At 41.3% G+C, this 2,504-nt stretch carries 1 protein-coding gene and 1 pseudogene; both read right to left on the reverse strand.

The features are described 5' to 3' along the window. Positions 1-1,234: pseudogene (locus AC0QH1_RS07140) on the reverse strand (hypothetical protein); the annotation flags it as partial. A 60-nt stretch (positions 1,235-1,294) separates the two neighbouring features. After that, on the reverse strand, positions 1,295-2,407 hold the full coding sequence (locus AC0QH1_RS07145; protein WP_324630304.1) for a restriction endonuclease: 1,113 nt from the start codon (positions 2,405-2,407) through the stop codon (positions 1,295-1,297). Positions 2,408-2,504 lie beyond the last annotated feature (97 nt).

Below are 2,504 nucleotides of genomic sequence, written 5' to 3' on the forward strand. Positions count from 1 at the left end.
GAGATTTTTGATAAAATATTTCCAGCAAGTCTAGTGAATGTGTAATACAATTAGTAAACAAATTCTTACTTCCAGATTTTTGTTTAGTAGAAATTACTTTTTTGGTGTAAAATTTATCGTCGTCCTGAAACAAAAAAGAAATTCGAGAACCATAATCATCCCAGCTACTTCGAGCGATCCAATATTTTTCTGTATGGCTAAAGAAATCAAAGACAACTGCATCGGGTATTAATTTTTGCCCATTGACCTGAAACGTATTTGATAAATCAATTGGTTTTGATGTACTATTCCACTCTTGAAGGACGCTATCAGAAAGCAGTTGAGTGTCTAAATAAAGGAGATTACGGGGATTGTGGGTTTTGGCTAAATAAGTTAAGCACATTGATTCCCAAACGCTATGGAAATTTTTAATTCCCCAGACTTCCCCCTCATTTTTATGATGCAATTCGCCATACAAAAATAATTCTATGGCTTCATAAAAATCCCAATAATCGGCATCTTTGAGCGGAGTATTGCGATGGATAATCTCTAGAGCATCCTTTAAAATATCTATCACAAATTTGTAGTATTGTTCTTGAAATAAACTGTACTGTCCTCCGATATAATTGTGCGAAAAGCGCTCGGCTAAAGCTCGGATTTCAGCCCTTACATATTGGTTGAGCTGCTGTTTAATTTCGCAGAGCAAATAGCAGTACATGGCCACAATATCGGTGGATTCAAACTGAACGTGCTGACGCGGTAGGTTCATGTAATCGATATAAGCGGTTCCATTGGGGAGAAAAACCGCGCGATGCAGGAATCGATGAAACTGACTGTAATCGAGAACTTCTGATTTGCCCAGGCGATAACCTAAACTTAAAATTTTTGGTTCATCATAAGCATTCAAGATGCCCTTGAGCAAATCTAGCTTGGAGTAAAACAAATTTTCTTCTTCGTCATCATCCGTGCTAATTTCTGAACCCTGAAGAATTCTAATGACTCCATCACGATCCGCTGTTCTCGTTCGATCGTTCTCATCGAGATAGCCTTTCTCAATACAAATTTCTTTGAAGCGCTCGAAGATTTGATAAAACCGGAAAAACCAGTCCCGTTTCGCATCAAAGGTTTGCAAGGATTTATCAGTCGGATTGAAGCCTTTGGGCAAGCAAAACCGCAGGGTGCCATTGCGCCTTTCTATCCCGACAAAAGAATATTTCTCATTAACATCAATTTGAATATCGTGGAAATCAATCATTTTTGTACCTCAATTTTGCTGACATGTAATCCTCTATAAAACCTTCTATTGCTAAGGATTTTATAAGTTAGGAGAGCGTTGGCGACCTTGTTTTTCTGTATAGGTCATCAGTGCTGCGGTATGTTCGACAAAATCCGCATAAGTAATTAGCTTTGGTTCGTCATCGGTGGCGGTGGATAGGATTTTTTCTAGCGGTCGTTTGTCTCGTACAAATACGCTATCCCAGAGATAGAACATCACTTTATCCTTAACTTTCTGTAGGGTAATTTCGCCATTTTCCGGTTTGATAAACCACCAGCCAATTTGTTTGTCTTCAATTCGGCGCACTGTTTGGTACTGGGATTTAATCAATTCATTCAAGCCAATTACACAAAGATGCCACTGTAACGCTTGTTCATCATCAATCTTTAATTTGGCTGCAGCAATTTCATCGGGTAGGGTGTCTTTGGCATTTTTCCCGCTGGGGGATTCCACGTATTCCCAATCCCAGCGCCGTTTAAAGGCACTGTCGAGATAATAGATGGATTCATCTGAGGTGTTAATGGTGGCAATAATCGATAAATTACAAGGCATACTAATTTTTCGATTTTTGAGCATCGATAACACTCGTTGGCCGTTGGTATTTCCGTTTCTTTCGAGTTGGCGATCCATGTCGTCGCAAAATCTCTCCAACCCGGCATCTTCCACCATCAGTTTTCCGTCGGGTTGCACGGTGGGTTTGTATTTCATGGAGGTGAGCAATCCGACTAATTCCATTTCTGAAATGTCGATATGGTAGGTAGACCAGTTATCGCTTTCGCGGTCGAGTAATTGAAAGGCGGTGCCGAAAATAGCGGCAGCGTTTCCGCGATTCAATTCGTCAATTACCAGCAAACAATGCTCGTCTTTTCCGTCGATTAATGACTGATATGCCATGCCTAGCGATCGCAGAAAATGCCCGGGATAAAATTTGTAGATTACCGAGTTACCTTGGGTGAGTGGCAACAGCTTGCCCATGAAATCCGGGTAGGTGTACTCTGGGTGAAAGACCGTTTTAATGGTATTTTTCAGGAGTTTGCTTTCCTCATCATAGGCGATGCCAAGCTGTTCGGTGGCAATTGTCCGAATCTGATAACTTTTCCCGGTGCCTGGGCTACCAAAGAGGATTTTTTGAATGGGCTGGGGTTGAATCATCGAAAATTAGGGGTTGGTAAGGGGGCGAATGGAAACCCCTGTCATTTATGTATGGGGAGGAATTCGCCCCCCCTTACATAAACAGCACTCCGACAGG

Source organism: Phormidium sp. CCY1219 (genome assembly GCF_055795085.1).